Genomic DNA, 26,346 nt, shown 5'->3' on the forward strand with positions numbered 1-26,346 from the left:
TTTGAATTTTTTCAAACCCTGAAGACTGCACAGAAACGCGATTAGCAATTGTTGTTGAAGTCAAGCCCTCGGTCTATTAGCATGGGTCGGCTGAACACATTACTGCGTGTACACCTCCCACCTATTAACAGGTGTTCTGCCTGTGACCTTACTGGCTAATGCCATGAGAGTACTCATCTTGAGGTGGGCTTCCCACTTAGATGCTTTCAGCGGTTATCCGCTCCGCACATGGCTACCCAGCGTTTACCGTTGGCACGATAACTGGTACACCAGCGGTGCGTCCCTCCCGGTCCTCTCGTACTAAGGAGGGCTCCTCTCAATACTCTTACGCCTGCACCGGATATGGACCGAACTGTCTCACGACGTTCTGAACCCAGCTCACGTACCGCTTTAATGGGCGAACAGCCCAACCCTTGGGACGTACTTCCGCCCCAGGTTGCGATGAGCCGACATCGAGGTGCCAAACCTCCCCGTCGATGTGGACTCTTGGGGGAGATCAGCCTGTTATCCCTAGAGTAACTTTTATCCGTTGAGCGACGGCCATTCCATTCTGTGCCGTCGGATCACTAAGACCGTGTTTCCACCCTGCTCGAGTTGTTGCTCTTGCAGTCAAGCTCCCTTATTGCCTTTACACTCAAAGCACGATTTCCAACCGTGCTGAGGGAACCTTTGTGCGCCTCCGTTACCTTTTAGGAGGCGACCGCCCCAGTCAAACTGCCCACCTGAAATTGTCTCCTTTCCGGATCACGGAAACGGGTTAGAATCCTAGCTTCGCCAGAGTGGTATCTCACTGTTGGCTCCACACTCCCCACAAGGAATGCTTCAATGCCTCCCACCTATCCTGCGCAAGCCAAGCCCGGACCCAATTCCAGGCTACAGTAAAGCTTCATAGGGTCTTTCTGTCCAGGTGCAGGTAGTCCGTATCTTCACAGACACTCCTATTTCGCCGAGTCTCTCTCCGAGACAGTGCCCAGATCGTTACGCCTTTCGTGCGGGTCGGAACTTACCCGACAAGGAATTTCGCTACCTTAGGACCGTTATAGTTACGGCCGCCGTTCACCGGGGCTTCGGTCGCCAGCTTTACCTTTCGGCTGACCAGCTTCCTTAACCTTCCGGCACTGGGCAGGCGTCAGCCCCCATACTTCCTCTTACGAGTTGGCGGAGACCTGTGTTTTTGGTAAACAGTCGCCTGGGCCTCTTCACTGCAACCCACTCACGTGGGCACCCCTTCTTCCGAAGTTACGGGGCTATTTTGCCGAGTTCCTTAGAGAGAGTTATCTCGCTCCCCTTAGTATTCTCTACTCCCCCACCTGTGTCGGTTTCGGGTACGGGTACTGAGCTTTCATCACATTCACAGCTTTTCTTGGCACTAACATAACTACACGACCTCCGTAGAAGTCTCCCAATCCAGTCAGGGCGTAGCTTACTTTCATGCGCACTGCAAATGCTCCCACTCAATAGTCAGGGATTGTTGACCCTGTGTCCATCGACTACGCGTTTCCGCCTCGCCTTAGGTCCCGACTAACCCAGAGTGGACGAACCTGGCTCTGGAACCCTTGGGGTTTCGGGGTATTGGATTCTCACCAATATTTTCGCTACTCAAGCCGACATTCTCACTTCCGTTTCGTCCACACCTGCTCGCCGCTAGTGCTTCTTCCTAATACGGAACGCTCCCCTACCAGTTCAGTTATCAGTTACCAGTTAACAGTTATTACAAACTTTTGGTTCATTCATAACTGATAACTGATAACTTTTTACTAAAATCCACAGCTTCGGTACATCGCTTAGTCCCGTTCATTTTCGGCGCAGGAGCGCTTGACCAGTGAGCTATTACGCACTCTTTTAAGGGTGGCTGCTTCTAGGCAAACCTCCTGGTTGTCTGTGCACTCCCACCTCCTTTGCCACTTAGCGATGATTTGGGGACCTTAGCTGGTGGTCTGGGCTGTTTCCCTCTTGACGATGAAGCTTATCCCCCACCGTCTCACTGGTTGTGTGTACATCTGGTATTCTGAGTTTGTCTCGATTTGGTACAGCTTTCGCCGCCCGCACCGAAACAGTGCTTTACCCCCAGACTATAATCACAACCGCTGCGCCTCAACACATTTCGGGGAGAACCAGCTAGCTCCGGGTTCGATTGGCATTTCACCCCTAACCACACCTCATCCGCCGATTTTTCAACATCGGTCGGTTCGGACCTCCACTTGGTGTTACCCAAGCTTCATCCTGGACATGGTTAGATCACCCGGGTTCGGGTCTAAAAACACTGATTCGCGCCCTCTTCAGACTCGCTTTCGCTTTGGCTACAGTTTTTCACCTTAACCTACCAGTGCCTTTAACTCGCCGGCTCATTCTTCAACAGGCACGCGGTCATCCGTTGAATCGGACTTCCACTGCTTGTGGGCGAATGGTTTCATGTTCTATTTCACTCCCCTCATTGGGGTTCTTTTCACCTTTCCCTCGCGGTACTGTTTCGCTATCGGTCACACAGTAGTATTTAGCCTTACGAGATGGTCCTCGCTGATTCACATGGGATTTCACGTGCCCCATGCTACTCGGGATACAGCTAGTATCTTTTTGTTTTTGACTACAGGACTCTCACCTTCTCTGGTACAGTTTTTCGCTGCTTCGTCTAACATAAGGATTCCTTGTTGCTGTCCCACTACCCCAAAAAGCAAGCTTTTTGGTTTAGGCTTTTCCCCTTTCGCTCACCACTACTTAGGGAATCTCTTTTGATTTCTCTTCCTCCAGCTACTAAGATGTTTCAATTCGCTGGGTTGGCTCTTTCCTGTCTATATATTCAACAGGCAGTTCTTGGGGTTGCCCCATTCGGACATCTCCGGATCTATGCTTGCTTCCAGCTCCCCGGAGCGTTTCGTCGGTCACCACGTCCTTCTTCGCCTCTGTGTGCCTAGGTATCCACCATTCGCCTTTCATTGCTTGACTACAAACAATCATTGCTTTTTGCTTGGAGTTTTAACTGTTAATAACAGTTAACTACCTGACATTTTTCGCGTTTCTATGCAGTTTTCAAGGTTCTTTTGCTGGAAATACCCCAGCATTCTTGCTTATATCACAAGATGCTGAATCTTATCCAATTAATTATCGGATGATAATTTTGCTTTTGCTTTTCTGACTTGCCTGCACTCTAGCCTTTGCTGCTATTTGAGTACACTCAACAAAGATGGAATCACAAAAGTTAATTACTTAGGGCGCAGGTGGAGGTAAGGAGACTCGAACTCCTGACATCCTGCTTGCAAAGCAGGCGCTCTACCAACTGAGCTATACCCCCCTAAATTTCAGTTCACAGTTATCAGTTCACAGTTATCATTTTTTCGTGACCACTGTTTACTGCACACTGTTCACTGTTTTCAGGTGGGCCATCCTGGACTCGAACCAGGGACCTCACCCTTATCAGGGGTGCGCTCTAACCACCTGAGCTAATAGCCCATATCCGAACCTAACTTATAGTTTGAAAGCTTACACTTACCTTACGACCGACCTCGGGATAAAACCAATTCAAAGTTTTATAATTCTAAATTTCCAAAAACTCTTTCTTGTTTTTGAACTTTGAATTTTTACTTTTGAATTGAGTCGGGTCTCCCTAAAAAGGAGGTGATCCAGCCACACCTTCCGGTACGGCTACCTTGTTACGACTTCACCCCAGTCACCAGTCCTACCTTCGGCGTCCCCCTCCTCGAAAGGTTAGGGTAACGACTTCGGGCGTGACCAGCTTCCATGGTGTGACGGGCGGTGTGTACAAGGCCCGGGAACGAATTCACTGCAGTATGCTGACCTGCAATTACTAGCGATTCCTCCTTCACGCAGGCGAGTTGCAGCCTGCGATCTGAACTGAGCCGTGGTTTATGGGATTTGCTTGCTATTGCTAGCTTGCTGCCCTTTGTCCACAGCATTGTAGTACGTGTGTAGCCCAGGACGTAAGGGGCATGCTGACTTGACGTCATCCCCACCTTCCTCCGGTTTGTCACCGGCAGTCTCCCTAGAGTGCCCAACCGAATTGCTGGCAACTAAGAACGAGGGTTGCGCTCGTTGCGGGACTTAACCCAACATCTCACGACACGAGCTGACGACAGCCATGCAGCACCTGATAGCCGCTCCCTTGCGGGCACCCCGCCCTTTCAGGCAGGTTCGACCATTTTCGAGCCCAGGTAAGGTTCTTCGCGTTGCGTCGAATTAAACCACATACTCCACCGCTTGTGCGGGCCCCCGTCAATTCCTTTGAGTTTCACACTTGCGTGCGTACTCCCCAGGCGGGATACTTAACGCGTTGGCTACGACACTGCCCGGGTCGATACGGGCAACGCCTAGTATCCATCGTTTACGGCTAGGACTACTGGGGTATCTAATCCCATTCGCTCCCCTAGCTTTCGTCCCTCAGTGTCAGTTATGGTCCAGCAGAGCGCTTTCGCCACCGGTGTTCTTCCTGATCTCTACGCATTTCACCGCTACACCAGGAATTCCCTCTACCCCTACCATACTCTAGTCACTCAGTTTCCACTGCCTTTATCTGGTTGAGCCAGATTCTTTGACAGCAGACTTGAATAACCACCTGCGGACGCTTTACGCCCAATCATTCCGGATAACGCTTGCATCCTCCGTATTACCGCGGCTGCTGGCACGGAGTTAGCCGATGCTGATTCCTCAGGTACCTTCAGTACTTATTCCCTGAGAAAAGAGGTTTACAACCCAAGAGCCTTCCTCCCTCACGCGGTATTGCTCCGTCAGGCTTTCGCCCATTGCGGAAAATTCCCCACTGCTGCCTCCCGTAGGAGTCTGGGCCGTGTCTCAGTCCCAGTGTGGCTGGTCATCCTCTCAGACCAGCTACTGATCGGTGCCTTGGTGCGCTCTTACCACACCAACTAGCTAATCAGACGCGAGCTCATCTTCAGGTGATAAATCTTTCACCGTTAGGCACATCCGGTATTAGCAATCGTTTCCGACTGTTGTCCCGAACCTGAAGCCAGATTCTCACGCGTTACTCACCCGTCCGCCACTAAGTTCCGAAGAACTCCGTTCGACTTGCATGTGTTAAGCATACCGCCAGCGTTCATCCTGAGCCAGGATCAAACTCTCCGTTTTGATTCTGTCTGTAGATAAGTGAACTAATCACTCATCTACTTGCTCTTTTAGCTGATTTTACCGTCAGCCTCGGTTTATTGTTTACTATCGCAAGGCTTTTTGTGTATACTAGCTTTCAAACTATAGGATTTTCAAGGTTCGTCGCCCTCGGCGGTGACTTGTTTTTGTGTCCGCGCTTCAGGCACTTATTCAATATAGCGAACCTACTCTTGCCTGTCAACTATTTTCCGAAACTTTTTTTGAGATTTTTTTCTTATCTTCTAAAAGGTATATATAGCAAGCACTCTAGGCTATAGTAATTCTGGAAGTTGAGAAGGGGAACAATAAAGCTATGAGTCATTTTGGTGTTTTGCCACCCAGGCTTGTTTTAGATAGGTTGTTACACGATTGGTTGTTAGAGGATATCGGTCGCGGCGATCGCACAACCCAAGCCCTGATAACTAAGGAAGTACGACAAGCTAAGTGGATGGCGAAAGCATCTGGAGTTATAGCAGGTTTACCAATCGCGGCAAGAGTATTTCAACTTTTAGATGAAAAAGTTAGCTTTATTCCTGTTGTAGCTGAGGGTAGTTCTTGTGAGGCGGGAAAAGTGGTGGCCCAAATCGATGGTCCGCTAGATGCCCTCCTGATGGGAGAACGCGTTGCTCTTAATATAGTGATGCGACTCAGTGGCGTCGCCAAGCTTACCCAAAACTATGTAGAGCAAATTGCTGATTTACCTGCAAAACTGGTGGACACGCGCAAAACCACTCCTGGGTTAAGGTTGTTGGAAAAGTACGCAACTACAGTAGGAGGGGCAGTCAATCACCGAATGGGATTAGATGATGCAGTTATGATTAAGGATAATCACATCGCAGCTGCTGGGGGAATTGGGAAGGCTATTGTTCAAATTCGCTCCTCAATTCCTTATCCCTTAACTATAGAAGTAGAAACGGAAAGTTTAGAGCAGGTACAAGAAGCTTTGCAGCATAGATCTGACATTATCATGTTGGACAATATGCCTGTTGATTTGATGCGTCAGGCTGTGGACATAATTCGTCAACACGATAGTCACGTTAAAATTGAAGCTTCTGGCAACATTACTTTAGATACTATTCGTGCTGTTGCCGAGACAGGAGTGGATTATATTTCTAGCAGTGCACCAATTACGAAATCCTCTTGGTTAGATTTAAGTATGAGGATTGAATGATTATCCGGTTGGCTCAAAGCATTGCAGTTTCAGCAAAAACCAGAATCACCAGGCAAGTCATTCTCTAGCAAGAGCACTCAGCAAGGTTAGTTTTTCGCACAAGCGCACCAGAAAGCAGGTAGATTATTATTCGTACAGATCAACCATTAGCTCAAGTTGTCGTTCCAAATAATTAAAAATTAATTATAGAAACTCTACGAGGAATCATTAGAGATAGTGGTTTGATTATGGAAGAATTTGTATCTTTGTTGATAAATAAAAATTTCTGACAGGTTGTCATAACTCAAAAATAAACATGAAGGATACACAAGAACAGCTAAAACTTACGTTACAGGAAGCTTTGGATGCAGCTTTTGGCAGTGATTACAGTAAGGTAGATCCAGTTTTGGTTGCTGCGAGCAATCCTAAATTTGGTGATTATCAAGCAAACGTAGCTTTAGCGCTAGCAAAGCAATTGGGACAGCAACCAAGGGTGATCGCACAACAAATTGTTGATAAACTTGACGTATCTGATATTTGCAAGCCACCAGAAGTTGCTGGTCCTGGCTTTATCAATTTGAAGCTAAAAACAGAATACCTAGAAGCACAACTCAAGGCAATTCAACGAGATCCAAGGTTAGGAGTCCCACAAACTAACAATCCCAAGCGAGTTATTGTAGATTACCCCAGCCCAAACATCGCCAAAGAAATGCACGTAGGACATTTACGTCCAGCAGTGATTGGAGATTGTCTGTCTCGAATTGTAGAATTTGTTGGTCATAAAGTCGAGCGGATTAGCCATGTCGGAGATTGGGGAACGCCATTTGGGATGCTTATCGCTTATTTAGAAGAAGCGTACCCAGAAGCTTTAACCACTACTGAAACTTTAAATTTGGGTGACTTGTCTTCATTTTACCGTCAAGCAAAAGCACGATTTGATGCAGATGCAAATTTCCAACAAGCAGCACGTCAGGCTGTGGTAAAACTACAGGCAGGAGATCAAAAGACACTACTCGCATGGAAAATAGTCTGTCAACTCTCCAGTCGAGCGTACCAAGTTATTTACGATTTATTGGAAATTGCTCCTTTTGTTGAACGAGGTGAATCGTTTTATAATGCTTTACTGCCTGAAGTCGTAGAGGAATTAGATAAAAAAGGTCTGCTAGTGGAAAATCAGGGTGCAAAGTGCGTTTTTTTGGAAGGCTTTACTAACAGGGAAGGTGAGCCTTTACCCTTGATTGTGCAAAAATCAGATGGAGGATATAACTACGCTGCTACAGATTTAGCGACAATTCGCTACCGAGTACAAGTAGATAAAGTGCAGCGGGTGATTTACCCAGTTGGTATAGAACAAATAAATCACTTCGTTCAGATTTTTCAGGTAGGAAGAAAGGCAGGCTGGATTACAGACGATGTAGAATTTGTGCATGCCCCATTTGGGTTGGTGCTAGGGGAAAATGGTCAAAAATTGAAAACTCGTTCTGGGGAAGCTGTGCGGTTGCGAGATTTATTAGATGGTGCGATCGCCCACGCCCGTGCAGATATAGAAAACAGAATAAAAGAAGAAGCGCGTCAAGAAACTGAAGAGTTTGTCAGCAATCTTGCACAGGTGATTGGCGTTAGTGCGGTTAAATACGCCGACTTAAGCCAAAATCGTACCAGCAACTACATTTTTAGCTACGACAAAATGCTAGCGCTTAAAGGCAACACTGCACCATATATGGTTTATGCTTATGTTAGAACTCAGGGCATTAGTCGTGAAGGTAATATTGACTTTGAAAAACTGGGAGCAGATGCTCCAATTCTTTTGCGGCAAGAAACAGAGTTAACTCTGGCGAAGCACTTGTTACAACTTGATGAAATTATCAGTGAAGTCGAAAAAGATTTACTACCAAATCGCTTGTGCGAGTATTTGTATCAACTGAGTGATAAGTTTAATAAGTTCTACGAAAATTGCCCTGTTCTCAAAGCCGAAGAACCAGTGCGGACATCGCGCCTAATACTGTGTGATTTAACGGCTAGAACTCTGAAGTTGGGACTTTCGTTGCTGGGAATTAGGGTTGTGGAAAGAATGTAGGTGGACTTAGTGCGATCGCTCTTTTTCTCCCCCTGCTTTTTCCCCTTCCACATTTTTATAACTCGACTACGCCTAATGCTTTGAGTCTAGCTTTCTCAGCTTCGGTTATATCCATAACATCAGCTTCTGAAGTGCATATTGACTAATCCACCCAATTTTCCAAAACTAAACCTGGAATCCGAGAAAGTTCTCTGACATTATTAGTCACTAAAATTAGCCCAAGACTGATTGCCTGGGATGCTATTAGCATATCCATTGAACCAACAACTATACCTTGTCGCTCCAAGTCTGCTCGAATTCTTCCATAGGTTTGTGTCGTACTAGCGTCAAAGGGAATAATTTCCAGAGGAATTAAAAACTGAGTAAGTGCTGCCTGATTTTGCTCTCGACGTTGGCTTTTATAAACTCCATACTCAAGTTCTGCAACAGTAATAGAGGAAATAGCGACATCAAATATGTCTAGTGTCTGAAATTTCTCGAAGACTTTAGGTGGCTTCCTTTTAATAATGTAGATACACATGTTGGTATCCAGCAAAAATCTCATTCAAAACCCTCTCTAATCTCTAAATTAGGCTGTTCTCTGGTTTCCATGAAATCTTCAGAAAAGAGTTCGGTCGCGTTAAACAAAGTTTGCCAGGGTTGAGTTGTTTTTAATGCACCGTAAAATTCGCTAAGTCTTTTTTTGGGATTTGTATCATTTTTTTGAGTACGGAATTTGATAAATTCAATAAAATCAGCTACAAGTTGAAATTGTTCTTCACTAAGCTTGTCTATTTCTTGTTTGAGACTTTCTTTCGTTGTCATTGTTTTTGGCTAGTTGCGTTTTCAGATTGTGTGAATATTTTCATTTTACATTTCCCCTTCTTCCACTGCGCCTAGTGCTTTAAGAGTGGTGATTTCGGCATCTGTTAAGCCTTTAACACCTGTGATATTCATATGCTCATAGGGTCTATCTATCAGAGTTTTTAAGCACTCACCCGTGTTAACATCCCAAAGTTTTATTGTTTCATCCCAACTCCCACTAACAAGAGTTTGACCGTCCGTGCTGAAAATAACTGAATTTACCCAATGAGTGTGTCCCTGCAAAATTTTCAGGCATTTTCCACTGTGAATGTTCCATAGCCTGACTGTTTTATCGTTACTTGCACTGGCAAAAGTCTTACCATCAGGACTAAAAACAACGGAGAGTACCCAACTGGTATGTCCTTGCAAGGTAATTAGGCATTCACCACTGTAAATATCCCATAGCTTTATCGTTTGGTCTTCACCAGCACTGGCTAGGATCCTACCATCAAGGCTGATTGCCACAGAATTATTCCTACCGGTATATCCTTGTAAAGTTTTCAGACATTCTCCTGTGCTGATGTCCCATAGTTTCACTGTTTTGTCATAACTTCCACTAGCTAAAAGTTTACCGTTAGGACTGAATGCAACTGACCATAACCAGTCGGTATGTCCTTGCAAAGTTTTCAGAGATTCTCCAGTATGGATATCCCATAGCTTTATCGTTCGATCACCACAACCACTGGCTAGGGTTTTACCATCAGGACTGATTACTACTGAATTGACACCACCGTTATGCCCATGCAACGTTTTGAGGCATTTTCCAGTACGAACATTCCATAGCTTCACTGTTTGGTCATAACTACAACTGGCTAGAATTGTACTATTAGGGCTAATTGCTATTGAATTAATCCTGCCGGTATGTCCCTCCAAAGTTTTCAGGCATTCACCACTATGGATATCCCATAACTTCACTGTTTGATCTTCGCTACTACTAGCAAACATTGCACCGTCAGCACTGATTGCCAGTGACCGTACGACACTAATATAACCCTGCAAAATATTTACACATTTTCCACTCAGGATATCCCATTGCCTAACCGTTTGGTCATCACTCCCACTTATTAAAATGTTACCGTCAGGACTAAAAGCCGCAGACTTTACCCAGTCGGTATGTCCCTGTAAGGTTTTTAGGCATTGTCTTGTACGAATATTCCATAACTTCACTGTTTTGTCACTACTACTACTGACTAAAGTGACACCGTTAGGACTGAACACTGCTGAATTAACTTTACTGGTATGTCCCAGTAAAGTTTTTAGGCATTCTCCTGTATGAATATTCCATAGCTTCACAGTTTTATCATCACTGCTAGTAGCTATAGTTTGACAATTGGAATGCATCGCCACTGAATTTATCCTACTGGTATGACCATACAAAGTTTTCAGACATTCTCCTGTACGAGTATCCCAGAGCTTAACTGTTTGGTCATAACTAGCACTAACTATAGTATTACCATCAGGACTGAAAACTACTGAGCGTACCCAGTCGCTATGCCCTTGAAGTCTTAAAATTTGTTTGTGATCAATAATTTGCCACAAGCTAATCTCACAATTAGCATCACCTGTAGCAAACAGCTTGCCATCTGGACTAAAGGCCACTGAAAAAACCGCACCGAAAACTTTGGGAAAAACAGATTTAGCAAGATTCGCCTCCGCAAAATTAACACTCTGCAAATTAGCATTACTAAAATCAGCACCTTTAATCACAGCATGGCTAAGATCTTTACCTTCCAACGCCGCCTTATCAACCTTCACCAACAGCGTCGCCGCATTTCCCCCAACATAACCCACTTCAGCTTCTGTTTTGCCGCGTGTCGCTTCAAGAATTTTGATCATTGGGTAATGGGGTGATGTGATGGAAGTCTTAATATCTAGCATTGGCAAAAGCAAATCCATCACCGCTTTTGTGAGGGGCGATCGCCCAACCGTCTCCCTCAACTTCTCCAACGACTCACTTGCAAATCTCCTCAGTGGCGCACTTGGCAAAATCTTCCCCGCCTCATCCACCTGGCGACCAAAATAAGATGACCAAGTGTAATCAACTGGTGCTGCATCATTATTTATATGCGATCGCGCCTGCGCCAATTCAATAAAATCATCAGCCAACGCCCCCAACTGGGCTGCAAACTTATAAGCCACAAAAAACTCTAATAGCGAACGATGCGCCGGAGTATAATCACCATCGGCATTACGAATCAGCATCGTCTGCCCCATCATGTCATAATGCCAGTGGTCTAAATCTTTCTCCTCCTGAACAACATCACCAAATAAGCGACGAATTTTATCAGGAAAAAGGCGATAATTTAAACTCATCTGGTCAGTAGACAGCATTTCCCAGGAAAGTTCACATAAAAAGTAGAGCTTATCTGCCAAAGAAGTAAAAGTACGTTCTGCTTTGATGTCTCGTTCCATCTTCCGCCGCACTGCATACAGGTAAACTCGCGACATATCCACAGGCTTACCAGCTTCAATATCTGGCAATGCTTCCAAAATTAACTCTGTCATCACCGGACGACGTGCCAAGTCCAACAGTTGTGGATTGTCCATCACATGGTCAACTGTGGTAGATTCAGCTTGGAATGACAACACCTGCCGGATTTGCTCGTCGTTGAATTTTTCTAGTTCCAGCACTTCAAACTGGGGCGTTTCACCTGTCAGGTTGGCGGTAGACGCTTGCAATTCCGCGTTGAGTAAAGCACGTCCTTCTTTTGCTTCTGGAAAATGTTCGGTGCGACAAGTCAGGATAACTTTAGCACCGGGAACGACGACTTTCGCTAACTCCCAAAAGTTGTTGATCATTTGTTGGCGATCGCACTTCGCCGCCATTTCATCAAAGCCATCGAAAATCAGCAGCAGCTTACCCATGCTGTTAAGCTGGTCAAACACCTCGCTATTTAAGCGAATATTGTGTTGTGTAAAAAAGAAACCTGCCAGAACATTCTCAACATTCAGTGCTTTGGCATAGTCGCGCAGCGTAATTATCAGAGGAAGGCGAGGACGTTCAACGCCACGTCTTTGAGCATCTCGATAACGTTGTAGTGCAATCCAAGCATAATGAAAAGCAAACCAAGTTTTTCCAGTGCCAAATTCCCCTAAAATAGAGATATGCTCCTTAGCAGGGTCATCTAACCACACATCAAGATAACCATCAATCCAGCCGTCGCGTTCATCGTAACGACTGACTCCTATCCTGCGCTTGCTAAGTGAGTCAAATTCTTCTTTAGTACAAGCCAACGGCACATATTTTTTGTCGATTTCTCGTCGTTTAACTTCCGCTTCTAGCCAGTCGAGATAATCACTAAAATCAGCATCCTGATCTATCAGTTCGTCAAAAGTATAACAATCAAACTGGCGATTTTCTGGTTTCTCCACTTGATCACGCGCCGCCCGTGAAATTCGTCTTGCTGTTACTAACCAACCTTCATCAGTTCTTTGCGCCTCCACCGACTGACGCAAAGCCATCACATCACTCAGTCCCGCCTCACCTTCAATTCCACGTACAAGAATCCGGTCATATCGATTACGTCGTGCGGGGATGTCAATAATCCACTCAAAATAATTGTCTTCCCAAACTTCATACTTTTCAAAACGGTAGCCCAAGGTTTCAAACCAGCCTTGCATCTGCTGGGCTAAGGCTATGGCTTTACATTTCTTTTCATTTAGAGACGTTCGATAGGACGTCTCAACACTTTGTGCTGCCAACCGCGCCATCTCTGTTCTCATTCCTTCCAGTGTCGGCAGTCTTTCCAACTGTTCTTGGATACTCCCTATCCTTTTATGTAACGAACCTATCTGCTGGTTCATCAAAACATCAGCAGGTGTCCGGCTGCGCTTAGCAACTTCAATAAAAACCGTGGCAAAAGCAGCGACTTCTCGCCTGATGTTAATTCCCAAGGTTTTGATTTCATCACCCAAGACATAGGTATCGAGAAAAACATCAACTTCAGACAGAAGAATTGAGGGGTTGTTGTGATCTAGTGCTTTACGGAAAGCTTGTTTGATTTTTTCTTCGCGGAAAAGTTCCAGGAATGGCTTGGGTTTACCAACGCCGTATTCTACCAAGGCATAGGCGTAAACACCACTGAAATCAGCGGGAGGATGCTCAGGATCAAGGCTAAATTGCTTTAATAATTTGATGACAGTCTCGTTACGCTGAAGCTTTTCTTTAATGATTGGGTTGGCAATACCAGTAATTGCGCTGATGAGGGAGTGAAGATTAATTAATGTCACAGGGGCGCTTTTGTATAAAAGGGACAATTTATATGTTGCTTATACTTATGTTAGCGCTTGCTAATTTCACTGATTGGGTGAAACTCTAGTTCATTTGTTCTTTTGATTTCGGAGTGGTATGGGCGATAGCCTAAAAAAAACTTACATTTTGATTCATCTGATATCATTATAGACATCATTTATGACATCAAAAAAGTCATCAAATAATGAATAACCAAACTGTTCGTACAACATTAACACTACCAAGCGAACTGTTGGAAGCAACAGATAAGGTAGTGCAGGAAGGAAAAGCCAAGAGTCGTAATGAGTTTGTGGCGCAAGCGTTACGTCGAGAATTAGCAGCGCTGAAACGAGCAGAAGTTGATGCTGCTTTGGCAGAAATGGCAAATGATCCTGAGTATCAGGCAGAAGTCTTAAAGATGGAAGCGGAGTTTGCTTCGGCGCAGTGGGAGGCTTTGCAGTTAGGTGAATCTCCAGAATGAAACGCGGTGAAGTCTATGATGCTCGTTTAGAGCCAACTGAGGGTTCTGAACAAGGGGGAACTCGTCCTGTGATCATTGTCAGTCGTGATGTGATTAATTCATACAGTCCAGTTGTGTTGGCAGTTCCCTGTACCACTTATCAATCGGGAAAGCGTGTTTACCCCACTCAAGTGTTGATTCAAGCATCAGATGGCGGACTTACCCAAGACTCTGTAGCAATGGCAGATCAGGTGCGAGTGTTGTCAAAAACCCGCTTGTTGCGTTTACGAGGGGCGCTTTCTGATGATGTAATGGCAAAGTTGGCTCAGGCGTTGTTGATAGCTTTAGATTTACCAGGGCAAGAGATAATGACTGAATGAGTTGACCCATAATTTATTGAAAGTCTTATGCTGTAGGCATTTTAAGTGATTCTCTTCCGAAAGTGATAAAAGAGGGTTAAGTAGAAAGTAGCCGAATTCCTTCAAATTCTTGCAACTTTGTGTCAAATGTAGCAGTTTCAGTACAGCTTGCTTGCTTGTTTAACTTCACAATGAAATAGTCCGAGAAATCAGCTTTTCCCTTTTTCATGTCCTGTACCGACAACCAAGCCGTTTCTCTATTTTCAAAGTCAAACGCATCCGTTCTCAGTATTTTTTCAAGAACGTCGATAATTTCACTTCTGCTGAGTTTATAGGAACTTTTGAGTACCCAAACGAGTTCACAAAGAACGATGTTGTTGATGAAACAGGTTTCACCACTTGCCTTAACTTGCTTGATGTACTCCGCCGCAAGTCTACCTTGTTCGATGTCATCTTGAACTAGATAACGAACTAGAACGTTAGTATCTAGTCCATTCATGACAAGTTACCAGCACATTGCTCAATTGCTTCATTCATTTCCTCGATAGAGACTGCTTTCCTTTCTGCTTTATGGAGGATACCAGACAATTCCTCAACTTGAATATTCACCGGCTGAATGTAGACTTTGCCGTCTGGTTCAATAATGAAATGAATGCGATCGCCTGGACGCAAGTTTAGTTTCTCCCGAATTTCCTTTGGGATAGTTGTCTGACCTTTACTAGTAATTGTAGCAATGGACATGAGATTTCCTTACTTTTATAAAAATTCTTACTTTATTGTAAGGAGTTAACGAGTTGACAGTCAACCAAAGGCGATAAGCCAGAGGCTTGGCGCAAAGGGTATCGCGCGTACCCCAGACGGCTGAAAGCGTAACGCGTCACTCTAAAATTGATTGCTATCTAAAGTCAGTTACCGTATTACATGAATAAGACAAAAGTTGGTTTGAGATAAGCAGTAATTCAGAAATTAATTACTTAAGATAAACTTGCTCCCGTATTTCCTTAAACTACTGAATCAATGAGCAAAGAAGCAGTCAAAGTAATCTTATGGGAAGAAAACCAAAAAGATTTTCTCAAAAAGTTCTACGATTTACAGTTTATTCCCAGAATAGGAGAGGAAATTTACCTAAAAAAGGATAACTGGATAGTAACCAGAATTGAGCATGATATAGAAGTTAACGAGATTAATGTTTACATGGAATTAAAGAAAAAAGACAAGCAGCATAAAGGAACCAAAGGTTCTTCCCTTTGGGAGGAACAAACGCACCAAAACGATGGGCTTTAGAGGATGGTAGAGTTTTTTGTGCAATATCCCGATGTACCAAAAATCTAGCTTTTGCGGTAGTCAGTTAATCCTAGAAAAACAGGCGTAACCGCTACATAGCAAGCATTCTCTTGGTGTTCGGGATGCTTGCTTTATAAACTCAAATAAAATCCCTCACCACCAAAGGCGAGGGGCATAGAAGACGAGAGGAATTAAAAAACCTGATGGTTAGGGGTGGGTAGTGATGTACTCACCTGCTTTAAATTAGGTGCAGAAAAATTAACTTATGCCTTACTGCCCCAATTGTGATTCCAATTTCTTAAATTGTTGGTACTGTTTATCTTTGGATTCAACGTATTTATTTACTGCTGTTTTAGTTGCTAAAGCGTTTTCGCACTCCTTGCCACCTTCAATCAGTAGTCGTTGTTTGACACGCTTACGAATATCTAAAACAATCTTGCCATTAACTAGCCTGGTCTGCGCCCAATCTAAAATTGGTGATGGGTATAAACCATGCTCTATATACTTGCCTTCAAGAATTTCAGATAAACTATAACCGAGTAACTTTGGTATCCAATGGTAAATAAAGCGCAAATCTGAGTCTTTTTCTTCAATATTCTTATTGGGATTGTATATGCGGAAAGTATCACTAAGGGGATTAGTAATACCAGCCTGCATCTGCCATTGCCAATTGTTAATAGCTAAATCGCCATCTACCAAGCAGTTCATGTAATGTTTTGCTCCATGATGCCAAGAGATACCGCAATTAATAGTCAGGAAAGTAGCACACATCGCTCGCATGCGGAAATTCATCCAACCCATTGTTTTGAGTTGACGCATACTCGCATCAACCATTGGGAAACCAGTTATACCCTCTTGCCAAGCATGAAATAATTCTTGCTGCTGTGGAGTCAGTTCATCTGGTTGGTAATACTCATCAAACTCCGGATAAAAGTTAGTATGTGCTATTTCTGGATGAAAATATAACCGCTGCGTAAAACTATCGTGCCAACGCAGGCGATCGCGAAATGCTTTTAAGGAAAATTCTGCTTTGGGTGTATCCGCAAGTTCTGCTGCCCGTGCCTTTGTACGCTGGTACACATTTCTCACAGAGATTGTACCAAATGTTAAATGAGGGGAAAGATGGGACGTTGCCTTCTGTTGTGCTGCCCACGGGCGGGAGAGTTTCCAATGATACCCATAAAATCTTTTGGTAAGAAATGAGTCTAAAGTTTTTTGCGCTTGCGTTTCTCCACCTTTGAAGTACACTTTCTTCGTTTCGTAAAAAGCGTGGTACTTGTGTTTGAGTTCAGTAAAACTAAGTTGGGGTAGGTTGAAAGATATCTGTGGGGTGTTAATGTGAATAGGAGTCGGGTGAGATGTTTGTCTAACGTAGGTATAGTACTCGTTAAACCATTGGTCGCGGTGATCATCGTCGATTTGCACAAAGTTGTTTAGACCAATGTGGTAGTCAAGGTTAAGTTGTTGGTAGAAATTAACGATAGTGCGATCTGCTGAAAGCAGCAGCGCTTCGCTATCGCGTTCAATCCCGTATTCAACCTGTACATCACGGTTGAAGTAAAGTTTCGGTTTGTGTCCTTGCTGCATCAATTGTTGAGTCATTTCTTGCACAATATTTACGGAGTCCCCTTCAAATAAGTACAGATGACTACCCAAAGAGCGTAAATTTTGGTCAAGGTTCTCTAAAGATTCAAACAAAAATCTTACCCGTGCTTTACCCACGTCTGTCCATTTTTGATAAAACCACGGGTCGATTATAAAACAGGGCAATACGGGGGCATCATTGGCTGATGCTTCTGCTACGCATTCATTATCAGTTAATCGTAAATCTCGTCGAAACCATATAATTCGCATGGTTCAATTGTACTATAATTTTATCTTTAGCTAAGCTTACCTGCCATAATAAACGTCGTGTTAAAAATAGTTAGCATTGGTGAGATTAATTAGTAGACAAGTCAAACAGAGGCTTACTATAATTTCAGAATTTCCGACTTCCTTCAATAAGGATATGTACTTAAAGCTATAAATAACTGTGAGGATTCTTTCCCAGCAAAGAATTCTCACAGATCAAAGATGCTTGCTAGATCAGCCTGCAACTGTTCTCTTACGCTTTAGGACGGCTCCCAAACTGCCGACTACCAGCGCACCCACAATAGTGGTGGGTTCGCCCACTGTTTTTGCTGCCACAATTTTGAAATCAGGTCCGTTGTCGTTAGGAACACCAGCAAGTAGCCCATTATTGTTAGAGCTAGTTAATCGCAGTGTTTTCGTGGTAATTCCATCCAGCCTAATGCCTTGAGACCCAATATTGAAAGGTCCATTGTTAAGAACTGGAATGACCTCAGTACTGATGTTGTAGTCAGCTTTCGTGTAGTTTTGCCTCAATATTTTGTAACTTGCTACAACCGCATTATTATCGTCCAGCGCTTCAACCAATAAATCGCTATCGCCTGCAACTGCTCCACCCGGTGTTCCACCACGCTCCCAGAACAAGAAGGTATTCACGGGATTCTCGAAAGAGACTTCGATACTTGCTTTATTTGCATTTTCACGCGTAACCAGGATGCTATTCAGATTTAAATTGCCCAAACTGTTAACAATGTCTTGATTAGTTGGGTTGGGTTTTGAGGGACCTTCTCCAAGCAGGTTGTCGCCGGGGGTATTGGGACCTCGTCCTGAATGGAGTACGCCCAGGACACTTCCATCGTCGAGCCTGTAGGTATCGTTCTGGAGAATCTTTGCCTGTTTGACAACCTCAAAGTTGCTAATCGTGTTTCCATTAAACACTACTGAGTCCAGGCGGATATCTCTTGTGGGGTCATTTAACAGATTACCTGTAGGGTCGTTAATCGTACTAGCCGTGACATTAGTTTTAAACGAAAACTGAGTGAATGATGCTGCCATAGCAGGCAGTGTGACCACTAGGGAAGCCATTGATATAGAGGCAGCCGTTGTTGCGATAAGCCGGAGGCTTGACGCTGCGCGTATCGCCATCGCGCTTAGCGCTCCCTTAGGGTACGCGATCGCGTTTGCAAAGATAGTTTTCAAGAGCATTTCACCTTAAATAGACACCAAAAATAAATTTGCTTGACTAAATCAACTAAGCAGAACAAAACCAGCTGCACAGTCTTAAACATGTACAGCTTCGCGCCTGCTGTTGCAACAAGCGAAGTTTTAAACTTCTCCACATCTTTGGTAAATTAGCTTCTCAGTTTCTGAAAGCCTTTAAATAAAGAACTTTCTTTTAAATACTGTAAGTACACTGTTTTACCGTAATTTATAGAAATATCCCACAGCTTTTTATCTATGTCAATAACTCTCTTTTATCACTCTAGGCAGAGGAAAAATAGAAATCAGGGTGAACTCTTTTGCTTCATGTACCAGAACTTTCCAGCACTGTCAACAAACTCTTGAGCATCCAATAACAAGAAGTCGCCCCTGGATCTTGATGTCCTATGCTGCGTTCTCCCAAATAACTCGCTCGTCCTTTTTTGGCAATCATCGGCGCAGTATCTTTCACCCCCTGTTCTGCTGCTGCTACAGCGCGTTGCATTGCTTCCAATGTATCCTGCCCCTGACTCACAGCTTCTTGAAAAGCGATAACTGCCGGAGTTAGGACATCTATCATCGTTTTGTCGCCAAGTTGTGCTTTCCCACGCCCAAGCACACCATCTAATCCTGCTTTGAGCATTTCAAGTACATCCTCAGCAGTCAGTTCTTGTTTACCAGCTACGGCTGTACTTGCTCGTAGAAAGAAAGTCCCATAAAGAGGACCACTAGCACCCCCAATTGAGGAAATTAAGGTCATGCTCACTGTTTTCAAAATGCTACCGATGTCTTTATCTGCAACTGTTGGTAACTGGGCGATCGCCTTTTTGAAACCCCGATCCATATTGATCCCGTGATCAGCATCTCCTATCGCCGCATCTAATTCTGTCAAATAATCTTTATTTTGCTCTATCTGGGTTGCAAATGTTTGCAACCATCGTAAAATCTGCTCTTTTGTCACCATACATCAAACTCCCCACCGCAGACTTGGTGTTTTTACAGGTGCATCCCATAACCGAATCATCTCATCATCCAACTTTAGCAGTGTTATCGAACAACCTTGCATATCCAAAGAAGTGATGTAAGAACCAATCAGGTTTCGCACAATCCGTAGTCCCTTCTTTTCGCAGATTTCAGCCAGTTTGCGGTAGATGATATAAAGTTCAGAAATCGGAGTACCCCCCATACTATTGACGAAAGCTAGTACTTTATCACCTTGCTGAAAAACCGGATCAATCAGTTCCACATCCATCCACTCGCCTTTTTCTTCATCCCACTCGCGCACTGTCCGGGTGTAAGGTGCATCCTCGATAATTGATAGCGCCAGCATCTGAGTTATTTCATCGGCTGATTTCAGGTTCATGCGTTTGCGTCCTGGTTCACCGTGGATACCGATGCCCATTTCGATTTCGCGATCGCCCAATTCAAAGGTAGGCGTCATCAGCGCGGGTACCGTGCAGGAAGTCAGCGCCATCCCCATACTTCGACCATTTTTATTCACACGACGACACAAATCTGCGATCTTGTGCAAATCATACCCATGCTGTGCCGCCGCACCACAAATTTTTTCTGCTAGCACTGTTGTGCCTACACCACGCCGTCCCTGAGTATAGAGGCTGTCCTTGACTGCCACATCATCATCAATCAGAATACTTAATACCTGGATACCCTCGCTACGGGCTAACTCCGTTGCCATCTCAAAATTCATCACATCACCGCTGTAATTCTTAACGATATAAACGATACCAGCCCCACCATCTACTCTCTTTGCAGCCTCCAACATTTGGTCTGGGGTAGGAGAAGTGAAAACCTCCCCCGGACAGGCAGCATCCAGCATTCCCATCCCCACAAATCCAGCGTGCATTGGCTCGTGACCGCTTCCACCGCCTGAAATAATTGCTACTTTGCCTTGTGCTGGTGCATCGGCTCGATAGACAAAAGCAGGCTCATAATTTACTTTAATCAAATCGGGGTGAGCCGCAGCCATACCCTCTAGATTTTCACGTATAAAGTCTTCCGGTTTATTAATAAGCTTCTTCATAGTCTTGTCACTCTTCATTTAGAAGTTACTAAAACCAAGAATAAAGCACTGTTGCTCCTTCGTCATTTCTGAGAGCTTTGTAAAGTTAAGTAAAACCTAATGAATTTTATTAATAAATGTTGCAAGTACTTGATCCCCTTGCTAGCGTATGCAAAGACAGTTGGTTCTGGTAGACACTTATATCTAAAAGAGGTGCCATCGATGCTACACGTTAATCTTGGCTTTTCACTGATTCACTGATTGTAGTATTGTCCAAAAGGTATTTCTCTAACTGGTTTACACCAATTTTCCGGTAAGACAGCTAAGAAATATCTCTGTTGCTCGTTTGGCTACACTAAAGACGACTTGAGACAGTTGTTGATTTGCTTGATTGTTACATATTGCCAGTCCAACTCAAAGTTTACTGAAATCTGATTAAATACATACCCAAAGTTTTTCTCGAAGAATGCGGTAAGAGAAGCTTTCTTACTGCGAACGATTTGGTTCAACCAGTTACCAGTTATCAGCTATCAGTGAGCCAGCGCTCTTTGGAGGGTCTCCCGACCTAGGCGACTGCGAAGCCGAAGGGTTACCAGTTATCAGTAGTTGTTGTCATTTGAAATTTTGATAACTGTTCACTGTTCACTGTTCACTGACTTAACTCAGGAGGTTTTAGTTATGAATATTCAAGGAAAGACAGCTCTTGTTACTGGGGCTTCACGTGGTATTGGGCGAGCGATCGCCTTTGAATTAGCAAGGCAAGGAATAAAACGCTTGTTGTTGGTTGCACGAGATAGTGGTTGTTTAGCTGAAGTAGCCTCTGAGATAGAGATGCTTGGTGTGGAAGCTGTGATCTTGCCTTTGGATTTGTCTGAAGTGGTGGAAGTGAATATTGCGATCGCTCAAGCTTGGCGAGATTATGGACCAATTGATCTACTTGTTAACTGTGCTGGAGTTGCCCACCAAACACCCTTTTTAGAGTCTCGACTACCAAATGTGCAGGTAGAGATAAACGTGAATTTAATCGGAATGTACACCATGACTCGTCTAGTTGCCCGACGCATGGTAGCACAAGGCTCAGGCACAATCGTTAACGTATCTAGCTTGATGGGTAAAGTGGCTGCACCAACAATGGCAACTTATTCAGCCACCAAGTTTGCAATTATAGGGTTCACTCAAGCCTTGCGCGGCGAGCTAGCTAAACACAACATCCGAATTGTAGCCTTATTACCATCCCTAACCGATACTGATATGGTGCGAGAGTTAGAGTGGTTTCGTTGGGTAGTACCCATAACTCCCCAGAAAGTGGCTCAGGCACTTGTTAGCGGACTACAAAGAGATTCACCAGAAATCTTAGTAGGATGGCAAACTCATTTAGCCGTATGGTGTAACCGCATTGCTCCTTGGCTATTGGAAAAGGTTTTACAGATGGCTGCCCCCCAACACAGACAACCACGTTATCAAAGATTCACAGGCGCTAGAGCAACCTTACGCTGAGGTTTTTCTAGCGTTTTTTACGCCAAAACCCATCCCTCTCCTTATCAAGGAGAGCCAGTGCGTTGCGGAGCCAGTACTGCAGGAGGGTTTCCCTCCGTAGGTATCTGGCGTTGGGGTTCCCCCCGTTGTAGCACCTGGCGTGAGGGATGTCCCATAGGGCAGGGTGAGGTTTTCCAGAATTTTGGATGATTCTGCGACGTAAGGAAGCAATCTCACAATCTTGTTTTTTCGTAACTCGTGCGTAAGTCCTAAATGGATCACTTGAGGCTCTGCTTCAATATAACTCTTGGAAGGCACAACTTCTTGTATGGGCATTTCCATGATCATCAGAACAAGAAAAAGAATGATTCTCTTTCAAATTTCCACCTTCTTTAACCTTTTTATTTGCCTTTTTGTGCTTGTGGTTTAGGTGTTATTAATATTCTGTCGAGAATAAAATTATTCTACCTTTTTTACATTATGTAAAAATCATAAAACTGTATCCTTTTGGTGCTATGATTCCACAACATAGTCTATCTTCAATAAACATGAGACAACGAAGTCTTTAATGAGTGCTTACTAATAATAGAGAAGCATTTTTCAGCTCATTGAATTCATAAAAAAGACTTGCGTATCTATAAATTATTTTAGATAGATATAGATTTAACCCAGGTAGAATCAATGGAAAGTATCAAAATAGCAGATTTAGATAACGAGCCGATTAGTTTTGATTTAAGTCAAGAAGATTTAAACTCAATAAAAGGTGGTACTACTACGCTTAACAGTACCAATGACCAGGCTAAAACCGTCTTTCCAATTCGGATTGTCCGTTATCCGATTCGCATTACCCCTTTCCCCATTCGCGTCTTCATAATTCAAATAAAAGCAGCCCCAATAGATCCTATAGCGTTGAATGAAGCGGGAAGCTAGTAACTCATAAAGGAGACGATTTGCTGTTGGCATTGCTTAAAGAAAGTTATGAACATTGTCAGTGAGTTAGCGTTAAATTATCTTCAACGTTATGACTGCCAAATTTCTGAGGATTATAAAACTATTCTGATTGAGGCATGTGAAATTCATCCACCACCACACGGCATGGCATGGTACGGTAATTTATATCGTCAGTTCGCCCGTAATGCTGAGTGGTTCACTAATTCCCTAATGGTGAATGCGGTTGAAGAAGGAACTGGCTCAAAAGAAGTTTGGCAATTCTCGCAGGGCATCGAAAATCAGGAATTTGCTGAATTGATTCGCAATCACTCCATTGATGAGTCGCGCCATTCCCTCATGTTTGTAGCGCTACTCAATATTCTGTTTCCTACAGAAATGGAGGCGGATTTGCGAGCCGAATTGCAAGCCTCATCGCCTAAATACTATCACCACAAACATCCACCCATAGAAACGCCTTCTCCTGAGAAGACAATGGATGAATTCCTGGTGATGGATGAAATTATCCAGATTAATCTTTTGGAAATACGGGCATTAATCTTGCAACTTTTGCTGCGCCCTGTACTCCAAGCCTATGCCACACCTGAGGATTTACCAAAGGTAACTCGGATGTCTGATTTGTTGATTTACGACGAAACAAAACACATTGAGTATTCTGGCTACTGTATTGGTAAGTACATGAACCAAGGTAATTATTCTTGGGTGCGACAGATGATGATTGACCGCCAAAAAACTATCAACGAAATGTTTTTGGAGGGTATAGAATTAGAAAATTCTGTTGGCACAACAGTTTTGAAGAGTAGCCGGTAAACGCTAGAGCAACCTCACACTGAGGTTTTTTCTAGCGCTTCGTGGCTCCCCTTCCGCAGCTCTCACCTCACCCTGCCCTGTCGGGCATCCCTCTCCTTATTAAGGAGAGGGAAAGGTTTTAGCTACGCTAAAAGTGAGGGTGAGGTTTTGAGCCAGATGTGTGTACAAGGTAGCCTTAACAAGGGGTGGGGTCAAATCGTGGGATAAAGCTAAAACGAGTCTCCTGTGTCAGCACCAACCTCCAATCATCCTCATACCTGCTAATTGTATTAATTCATTAACTTTGATTTTTTAAAAAACAGCTTTTCAATTAGAATCTTTTTTGAGAAGAGAAACAAACATTTTAAATTTTAAATTTATGAAACATGATTGGCGTTCGCGTAGCGCCTGCCTTGCAGCATCGCTTCTGTGGGGCAGTTCCTTAGCATCGCATAGCGTGCGCAAAGCGCATTCGCTCTTTCTATTCACCTTACCCTTATACATTGTAGGAAGTTTAACTTCTATAAGTACAGTCAAAGCACAAGTCAGTTCTGATGGAACTGTATCTACTACCGTCACTACTCCTGATGGCAGGAATTTTGATATCAATGATGGAACAACAAGGGGAGGAAACCTTTTTCACAGCTTCAAAGATTTTTCTGTTCCTACAGGTGGTTCGGCTAATTTTAAGAATGCACTTGATGTGCAAAACATCATCGGTCGGGTAACGGGTGGTTCTGTTTCTAATATTGAAGGTGCGATTAGAGCACTAGGTAACGCAAACTTATTTTTACTCAATCCAGCAGGGATTATTTTTGGATCAAATGCCAGCTTGCAAATTGGTGGTTCTTTTTTGGGGAGTACGGCGAATAGTTTGCTGTTTGACAATGGGTTTGAGTTTAGTGCGACTAATCCGCAAGCACCGCCGTTGTTAACTATAAATGTTCCGATTGGGTTGGGATTTCGGGATAATCCTGGAACGATTACGGTGCAGGGAGAAGGTCATAAATTTAGTTATGCAACAGATACAGACGCAACTATTCGCACTGATAGTCCAGGGCTGCAAGTGCAGCCAGGGAAAACCTTGGCACTTGTAGGTGGTAATGTATTGCTAGAGGGTGGAAATCTTAGGGCTGAGTCGGGACGGATTGAATTGGGGAGTATTGCTTCACCAAGTTTGGTCAACCTTCGTCAAACAGATTTTGGCTTTGCTTTAGGATATTCAGGCGTGCAGAATTTCGGGGACATCCAACTATCTCAAAGAGCTTCAGCAGATGCTAGTGGTGAGGGAGGAGGCGAAATTCAGGTACAGAGTAGGCGACTGTCGCTACGTGATGGTGCATCGATTTTATCCATCTCCTCTGGGTCAAAGCCAGGAGGAACTTTTAGTGTCAACGCTACTGAGTCTGTGGAACTGATTGGACAATCAACAAATAATCAGTATGCCAGCAGCTTATCTACAGAATCTCAAGGTAGTGGTTCCTCTGGGGACTTGAGGATTACTACGGGTAAGTTCATTGCGAAAGATGGCGCTTATGCACAGACTTATATTGTATCTTCCGGTAATGGGGGTAATCTTACTTTACAAGCTTCCGAGTCTATAGAACTGATAGGGAGAGGTCTGTATAGCAGCGGTTTTTATACTAGCACTGGTAGTGGCAGTAGTGGAAATGGTGGGGACTTGAGCATAGAAACCGGGCGTTTGAGCATCACAGATGGTGCGACAGTGGATGCGAATACAGAAAGTTCAGGAAATGCTGGCAAGGTGACGATTAAGGCTGGTACTCTGCTAGTACGGGATGGAGCAAGGGTCACTGCTAGCACTTTTGGTGGAGGCGATGGAGGTAATTTGACAGTCACCGCTGATAGAGTAGAGCTGATTGGTACCACGGCTGATGGTGAGTTTTCTGGCGGCTTGTTTGCTCAACAAAATACCCAAGATGCAACAGCGAATGCGGGAAACTTAACAATTAATACCCGTGAGTTACTCATGCAGAGTGGAGCCCAGGTCAGTGCTAGCACTTTTGGTGCAGGTAATGGAGGGAATTTGATAGTCACATCTGACAAAGTAAAACTGATTGGTACTACCACCGATGGTGAATTTTCTAGCGGCTTGTTTGCTCAACAGAATACCTCAGGTGCAACAGGGAATGGAGGAGACCTAACAATTAACACCCGTGAATTACTCGTGCGGGATCGGGCAGGAGTGTCTGTGCAAAGTCTGGGAACAGGGACTGCAGGCAACCTGACAGTAAATGCTCGCGCTATCCGTTTGGACAACAACGGCACTCTGAGAGCTAACACTCGCAGCAACAGCACTGATCCCAATAAACAGCAAGCAACTGTTACGATACGCTCTAAAGATTTGATATTGCGTCGTGGTAGCAACATCACTGCTAATGCCACAGGTACGGCTAATGGGGGTAACATTACTATTACCACTGATAACCTGGTTGGTCTAGAAAATAGTGACATTACTGCCAATGCTTTCAGCGGTAACGGTGGGAACATCACAATTAGAACTCAAGGTCTATTTGGAATCCAGC

General features: G+C 44.1%; 18 protein-coding genes, 2 tRNA genes and 2 rRNA genes. 9 read left to right on the forward strand and 13 right to left on the reverse strand.

All coding sequences use genetic code 11. The features are described 5' to 3' along the window. Nucleotides 1-56 precede the first annotated feature (56 nt). The 4 genes from AC5590_RS17290 to AC5590_RS17305 all read right to left on the reverse strand — a co-directional run bounded on the left by AC5590_RS17290 (nt 57) and on the right by AC5590_RS17305 (nt 5,097). Nucleotides 57-2,943, reverse strand: a 23S ribosomal RNA gene (locus tag AC5590_RS17290). Between the two features lie 273 nt (nt 2,944-3,216). Then, nucleotides 3,217-3,289: transfer RNA gene (locus tag AC5590_RS17295), tRNA-Ala, on the reverse strand. A gap of 84 nt (nt 3,290-3,373) precedes the next feature. Next, nucleotides 3,374-3,447 (reverse strand) — tRNA-Ile (locus AC5590_RS17300). Nucleotides 3,448-3,605: 158 nt separating this feature from the next. Continuing rightward, nucleotides 3,606-5,097: ribosomal RNA gene (locus AC5590_RS17305) — 16S ribosomal RNA — on the reverse strand. The 16S and 23S rRNA genes sit together here with 2 tRNA genes alongside, the layout of an rRNA operon. A 331-nt stretch (nt 5,098-5,428) precedes the next feature. On the opposite strand from AC5590_RS17305, the gene nadC reads away from it, so the two are divergent. Next, nucleotides 5,429-6,286, forward strand: coding sequence for a carboxylating nicotinate-nucleotide diphosphorylase (gene nadC / locus AC5590_RS17310; protein WP_169264766.1), 858 nt, complete (start codon nt 5,429-5,431; stop codon nt 6,284-6,286). A 295-nt stretch (nt 6,287-6,581) separates the two neighbouring features. Further along, nucleotides 6,582-8,342 carry an arginine--tRNA ligase gene (argS, locus tag AC5590_RS17315; RefSeq protein ID WP_169264767.1) on the forward strand — a complete coding sequence of 587 codons (1,761 nt, stop codon included), beginning with the start codon at nt 6,582-6,584 and terminating at the stop codon, nt 8,340-8,342. Nucleotides 8,343-8,484: 142 nt separating this feature from the next. On the opposite strand, the gene vapC is transcribed toward argS, so the two are convergent. Genes vapC through AC5590_RS17330 form a run of 3 tightly spaced genes read right to left on the reverse strand, consistent with a single transcriptional unit; the run spans nt 8,485 to nt 13,415 of the window. Then, nucleotides 8,485-8,886 (reverse strand): type II toxin-antitoxin system tRNA(fMet)-specific endonuclease VapC, encoded by a 402-nt coding sequence (gene vapC / locus AC5590_RS17320; protein WP_169264768.1) that lies wholly within the window; start codon nt 8,884-8,886, stop codon nt 8,485-8,487. Next, on the reverse strand, nt 8,883-9,146 hold the full coding sequence (locus AC5590_RS17325) for an AbrB/MazE/SpoVT family DNA-binding domain-containing protein (protein WP_246162941.1): 264 nt from the start codon (nt 9,144-9,146) through the stop codon (nt 8,883-8,885). Before AC5590_RS17325 ends, vapC begins: the two co-directional genes overlap by 4 nt. 45 nt (nt 9,147-9,191) lie before the next feature. Continuing rightward, nucleotides 9,192-13,415, reverse strand: coding sequence for an NACHT domain-containing protein (locus AC5590_RS17330; protein ID WP_169264769.1), 4,224 nt, complete (start codon nt 13,413-13,415; stop codon nt 9,192-9,194). Between the two features lie 206 nt (nt 13,416-13,621). Between AC5590_RS17330 and AC5590_RS17335 the strand changes: the two genes are divergently transcribed. Together AC5590_RS17335 and AC5590_RS17340 are read left to right on the forward strand one after the other, a co-directional pair. Beyond that, nucleotides 13,622-13,897 (forward strand): ribbon-helix-helix domain-containing protein, encoded by a 276-nt coding sequence (locus tag AC5590_RS17335; protein ID WP_169264770.1) that lies wholly within the window; start codon nt 13,622-13,624, stop codon nt 13,895-13,897. Continuing rightward, nucleotides 13,894-14,256 carry a type II toxin-antitoxin system PemK/MazF family toxin gene (locus AC5590_RS17340; RefSeq protein WP_169264771.1) on the forward strand — a complete coding sequence of 121 codons (363 nt, stop codon included), beginning with the start codon at nt 13,894-13,896 and terminating at the stop codon, nt 14,254-14,256. Before AC5590_RS17335 ends, AC5590_RS17340 begins: the two co-directional genes overlap by 4 nt. 76 nt (nt 14,257-14,332) lie before the next feature. Here AC5590_RS17340 and AC5590_RS17345 read toward each other — a convergent pair whose 3' ends face one another. Next, nucleotides 14,333-14,734, reverse strand: coding sequence for a type II toxin-antitoxin system VapC family toxin (locus tag AC5590_RS17345; protein ID WP_169264772.1), 402 nt, complete (start codon nt 14,732-14,734; stop codon nt 14,333-14,335). Then, complete coding sequence (locus AC5590_RS17350; protein WP_169264773.1) at nt 14,731-14,976, reverse strand: AbrB/MazE/SpoVT family DNA-binding domain-containing protein; 246 nt, start codon at nt 14,974-14,976, stop codon at nt 14,731-14,733. Before AC5590_RS17350 ends, AC5590_RS17345 begins: the two co-directional genes overlap by 4 nt. Before the next feature lie 276 nt (nt 14,977-15,252). On the opposite strand from AC5590_RS17350, the gene AC5590_RS17355 reads away from it, so the two are divergent. After that, a complete protein-coding gene (locus tag AC5590_RS17355) occupies nt 15,253-15,519 on the forward strand; it encodes a hypothetical protein (RefSeq protein WP_169264774.1) in 267 nt (88 codons plus the stop codon). 270 nt (nt 15,520-15,789) lie between these two features. Here AC5590_RS17355 and AC5590_RS17360 read toward each other — a convergent pair whose 3' ends face one another. The 4 genes from AC5590_RS17360 to dhaK all read right to left on the reverse strand — a co-directional run bounded on the left by AC5590_RS17360 (nt 15,790) and on the right by dhaK (nt 20,608). Then, the gene (locus AC5590_RS17360) at nt 15,790-17,373 is read right to left on the reverse strand and encodes an FAD-binding domain-containing protein (RefSeq protein ID WP_169264775.1); all 1,584 of its coding nucleotides are present in this window, start codon (nt 17,371-17,373) and stop codon (nt 15,790-15,792) included. A 231-nt stretch (nt 17,374-17,604) separates the two neighbouring features. After that, complete coding sequence (locus AC5590_RS17365; RefSeq protein ID WP_248277210.1) at nt 17,605-18,567, reverse strand: exosortase-dependent surface protein XDP2; 963 nt, start codon at nt 18,565-18,567, stop codon at nt 17,605-17,607. A 325-nt stretch (nt 18,568-18,892) separates the two neighbouring features. Next, nucleotides 18,893-19,531 carry a dihydroxyacetone kinase subunit DhaL gene (gene dhaL, locus AC5590_RS17370; protein WP_169264776.1) on the reverse strand — a complete coding sequence of 213 codons (639 nt, stop codon included), beginning with the start codon at nt 19,529-19,531 and terminating at the stop codon, nt 18,893-18,895. Between the two features lie 3 nt (nt 19,532-19,534). Further along, the gene (gene dhaK / locus AC5590_RS17375; RefSeq protein WP_169264777.1) at nt 19,535-20,608 is read right to left on the reverse strand and encodes a dihydroxyacetone kinase subunit DhaK; all 1,074 of its coding nucleotides are present in this window, start codon (nt 20,606-20,608) and stop codon (nt 19,535-19,537) included. A gap of 657 nt (nt 20,609-21,265) precedes the next feature. Here dhaK and AC5590_RS17380 point away from each other — a divergent pair. The 4 genes from AC5590_RS17380 to AC5590_RS17395 form a co-directional block, all read left to right on the forward strand. Continuing rightward, the gene (locus AC5590_RS17380) at nt 21,266-22,084 is read left to right on the forward strand and encodes an SDR family NAD(P)-dependent oxidoreductase (RefSeq protein ID WP_169264778.1); all 819 of its coding nucleotides are present in this window, start codon (nt 21,266-21,268) and stop codon (nt 22,082-22,084) included. Between the two features lie 660 nt (nt 22,085-22,744). Further along, nucleotides 22,745-22,993 (forward strand): hypothetical protein, encoded by a 249-nt coding sequence (locus tag AC5590_RS17385; protein WP_169264779.1) that lies wholly within the window; start codon nt 22,745-22,747, stop codon nt 22,991-22,993. Nucleotides 22,994-23,041: 48 nt separating this feature from the next. Beyond that, nucleotides 23,042-23,821: a hypothetical protein gene (locus AC5590_RS17390; RefSeq protein WP_169264780.1), complete on the forward strand. Its 780-nt coding sequence runs from the start codon at nt 23,042-23,044 to the stop codon at nt 23,819-23,821. A gap of 358 nt (nt 23,822-24,179) precedes the next feature. After that, nucleotides 24,180-26,346, forward strand: a 2,167-nt coding sequence (locus AC5590_RS17395) for a two-partner secretion domain-containing protein (protein ID WP_169264781.1), incomplete at its 3' end; no start/stop codon positions are given.

Origin of the sequence: Brasilonema octagenarum UFV-OR1, assembly GCF_963888615.1 — a bacterium.
Classification (GTDB): domain Bacteria; phylum Cyanobacteriota; class Cyanobacteriia; order Cyanobacteriales; family Nostocaceae; genus Brasilonema; species Brasilonema sennae.